We start from the raw sequence: 3,856 nt of genomic DNA, 5'->3' as shown, positions 1-3,856 counted from the left end.
AGCGTGAGGGAAACGCCCGGTTACATTCCGAACCCGGAAGCTAAGCCTCACAGCGCCGATGGTACTGCAGGGGGGACCCTGTGGGAGAGTAGGACGCCGCCGAACAATCTTTGGAGGACCCCTGGTCCCAGCGTTCAGCTGGGACCAGGGGTCCTTTCGTTTTTACAATGCTTGCGGTACCGAAGACAGGAGTCACCATGTCCACCAACTCTCCCGACGACCGACCGGAGCGCGACCAGCGGCGACGGGACAGTGGTGACCGGGGCGACCGCGGCGGTTACCGCGGCGACCGGGGCGGCTTCCGTCGCGACAACGACCGTGGCGGCCAGGGCCGGCGCGACGACCACCGTGGTGGTGGCTACGGCGACCGCCGCGACGACCGCGGTGGCTTCCGCCGCGACGACCGTCGCGACGACCGCGGTGGCTACCGCCGTGACGACCGGCGTGATGACCGTCGTGACGATCGCGGTGGCGAGCGTCGTGACGACCGGCGTGGTGGCTTCGGCGATCGCGGTGAGCGCGGTGACCGTGGCGGCTACGGCCGCAGGGACGACCGCCGTGAGGGCGACCGGGGTTCGCGTCCGGGGTTCCAGCGGGACGACCGTGACCGTGGGCCGCGCCGTGACGACCGCGGCGACCGTGGCTTCCGCCGCGACGAGCGCCCCGCGTACCGCCGTGACGACGACCGCGGGGCCCACGGCCGCCGCGACGACCACCGTGGTGGTGGCTACGGCGACCGCCGCGACGACCGTCCCGCGTACCGCCGTGACGACGACCGTGGCGGCTACGGCCGCCGTGACGACAACCGCGGTGAGCGCGGTGGCTATCGGGGCCGGGACGACCGGGGCGCCCGTGGTCCGCGCCGGGACGACCGGGGCGGCCGGCCCGGAGGGTTCCGTGGGCGTGACGGACGGGACGACCGGCGCGACGACCGGCGTGACGACCGCGGTGGCGGTGGCCGTTTCCGCGACGAGCGGGACCGGGACCGTGAGCCGATCAAGCGGCTGCCGATCCCGGAGGACGTCACCGGCGAGGAGATCGACAAGGACGTCCGGCAGGAGCTGCAGAGCCTGCCCAAGACGCTCGCGGAGGACGTCGCCAAGAACCTGGTGATGGTCGCCCGGCTCATCGACGAGGACCCCGAGGGCGCCTACGGCTACTCCAAGGTGGCCCTGCGTCTGGCGTCCCGCGTGGCCGCCGTGCGTGAGGCCGCCGGGTTCGCCGCGTACGCCAGCCAGAAGTACAGCGAGGCCCTCGCGGAGTTCCGGGCCGCCCGTCGTATGACCGGCAACGCCGACCTGTGGCCGGTGATGGCCGACTGCGAGCGTGGGCTCGGCCGGCCGGAGAAGTCGCTGGACATGGCCGGCGCCCCGGAGGTGCAGAAGCTGGACAAGGCCGGCCAGGTCGAGATGCGGCTCGTCGCGGCCGGTGCCCGGCGTGACATGGGCCAGCTGGACGCGGCCATCGTGACCCTGCAGAGCCCGGAGCTGGCCTCCAACTCGATCCAGCCGTGGACCGCGCGCCTGCGCTACGCGTACGCCGACGCCCTGCTGGCGGTCGGCCGCGAGGCCGAGGCGCGGGAGTGGTTCGCCAAGGCCGTCGAGGCCGACCGGGACGGCAGCACGGACGCGTCCGACCGGCTCGCCGAGCTGGACGGCGTGGAGTTCGTCGACGCCCTCGACGAGAACGAGGACGAGGACGAGAACGGCGTCGACAAGGGCGCCGAGAAGGACGACGAGCCCGCCGCCTCCGAGGAGCACGGCGACAAGGACTGATTTCGGTCAACCGTGAAGAGGGCAGGCCCCGCAAGGAGCCTGCCCTCTTTCGTGTCTTCTCGCCGTCCGCCGCCGGCTCAGATCTCCAGCGCCCGGAGCACCAGACCGGAGGCCGGCTTCGGCCCGAACGACGTCGACTTGCGGGGCATCGTGACGCCCTGGCGGGCCAGGTCGCGCACGACCTCCTCGCGGACCGGGTGCATCAGGACGGCCGTACCGCCGCCGCGTTCCGCCTTCGCGACGGTCGCGGCCGTGTCGTGGATGTACGCGATGTGGGCCGGGGAGTCCTCGGGGATGCGCCAGACGTGTTCCAGCAGCGTGGCGTGCAGGACCGTGGCGTCCAGCGAGCGCCAGGCGGCCGGGCGGTCGGCCGGGATGGTGCGGGCCAGGAGGTCCGGGTCCGGGCGGTCGACGAGGTGGAAGGCGCCGTCGCCGGCCAGGAGGAAGGCGTTGCCCGCGCAGGAGGCGTCCGCGAGCGCCCCCAGGGCCTCGGGGAGGGGCGTGTCGACGCGCCGTACCCGGAACAGGCCGGTCACGGCCGCGAGCGCGTCCGCGACCGGCAGGCCGTGCAGCAGACGGTGGATGGCGCGGACGCGCAGCGGGTAGCGGACGGTGTCGACGAGGAGGACCAGGCCGTAGTCCCAGGGGCTGGGGGAGGGGTGTTCCGCGCGCAGCCGGCGGTAGGTGGCCCAGCGGTGGTGGCCGTCGGCGATCAGGGCCTGGTGGTGGGCCAGGTCGGACTGGACGAGGGCCACGTCGGTGGGGTCGGTGATCGACCAGAGGCGGTGGCGGAAGCCGTCCTCGGTGGTCGTGGCCAGCAGCGGCGGCTTCTCCGCGGTGCGCTCGACGACCTCGGCGGCCGCGCCGTTCCCGCGGTAGGTCAGCAGCAGCGGTTCCAGGTTGGCGCGCGTGGCGCGCATCAGGGCCGCGCGGTCGGCGACCACGGGCGGCATGACGTCCTCGTGCGGCAGCACCACGCCCTCGGCGGGCTCCGAGACCCGCAGCGCGCCGACGACGCCGCGTTGCAGCATCCCGTCGCCGTCGCTCTGCTCGTACACGTACAGACCGGGTTCCGGGTCGGCGGTGAGGATGCCCTCGTCCAGCCAGCGGCGCAGGGTGTCGGCCGCCTGCTCGGTGCGGGCGCTCGGCGTGCCGGCCTCGGGCAGGATCAGCCGGACGATGTTGTGCGGATCGGCCGACTGGAGGTGGTGCACCCCGTCGGGACGTACGACGACGTCGTACGGCGGGGAGGTGACGGAGGCCAGGCTGCCGACCCGGTCGGGGTCGTATCGAAGGCCTCGGAACGGGTTGAGTTCCAGGCCCCGGCGCGCCGTCGCTTCCGAGTGACCTGCAGTGTTCATCCCGGCATCGTACGTGTGTCAGTGCCATGCGGGATGATCGGGGAAAGGCGAGTGAACGAGGAGCGATGCGGATATGAGCCACGGCGTCAGGACGAGGCCCGAGGGCAGTGGGCAGCCCCTGAGCGAGGCGTACGACACGGCGCTGCTCGATCTGGACGGGGTGGTGTACGCGGGTGGGAACGCGATCGCGCACGCCGTCGACTCGCTGGAGCGGGCCCGTACGGGCGGGATGCATCTGGCGTACGTCACCAACAACGCCCTGCGCACCCCGGACGCGGTGGCGGAGCACCTGAGCGAGCTGGGGATACCGACGGGGGCCGCTGACGTCATCACCTCGGCGCAGGCGGTCGCGCGGCTGATCAGCGAGCAGGTGCCGGCCGGCGCGCGGGTGCTGGTGATCGGCGGCGAGGGGCTGCGGGTGGCGCTGCGCGAGCGGGGCCTGACGCCGGTGGAGTCGGCGGACGACGATCCGGCGGCGGTCGTGCAGGGGTACGGCGGCCCGGATCTGACCTGGGGGCGGTTCGCGGAGGCGTCGTACGCCGTCGCGCGCGGGGTGCCGTGGTTCGCGTCCAACACCGACCTGACGATTCCCAGCGGGCGCGGGATCGCGCCGGGGAACGGGGCGGCCGTGGAGGTCGTGCGGATCGCGACCGGCGCGGAGCCATGAGTCGCTCACGCTCTCAACGGTCGGCCTCGCAAGACTCTCGGTCGGAAGACTCC

General features: G+C 73.2%; 2 protein-coding genes, 1 rRNA gene and 1 pseudogene. 3 read left to right on the top strand and 1 reads right to left on the bottom strand.

The window, feature by feature from the left end; genetic code table 11:
- Positions 1–105: ribosomal RNA gene (gene rrf / locus ACWEN3_RS43185) — 5S ribosomal RNA — on the top strand; the annotation flags it as partial.
- Between the two features lie 899 nt (positions 106–1,004).
- Positions 1,005–1,775 (top strand): hypothetical protein, encoded by a 771-nt coding sequence (locus ACWEN3_RS43180; RefSeq protein ID WP_452983232.1) that lies wholly within the window; start codon positions 1,005–1,007, stop codon positions 1,773–1,775.
- Positions 1,776–1,852: 77 nt separating this feature from the next.
- On the opposite strand, the gene ACWEN3_RS43175 is transcribed toward ACWEN3_RS43180, so the two are convergent.
- Positions 1,853–3,136: a DUF1015 domain-containing protein gene (locus ACWEN3_RS43175; protein ID WP_452983229.1), complete on the bottom strand. Its 1,284-nt coding sequence runs from the start codon at positions 3,134–3,136 to the stop codon at positions 1,853–1,855.
- 73 nt (positions 3,137–3,209) lie between these two features.
- On the opposite strand from ACWEN3_RS43175, the pseudogene ACWEN3_RS43170 reads away from it, so the two are divergent.
- Positions 3,210–3,800, top strand: a pseudogene (locus tag ACWEN3_RS43170) (HAD family hydrolase); the annotation flags it as partial.
- Positions 3,801–3,856: the final 56 nt, after the last annotated feature.

The sequence above is a fragment of the Streptomyces sp. NPDC004561 genome (assembly GCF_053602155.1).
The sequence above is the reverse complement of the archived record's forward strand: the minus strand, read 5'-3'. Positions and strand labels throughout refer to the sequence as shown.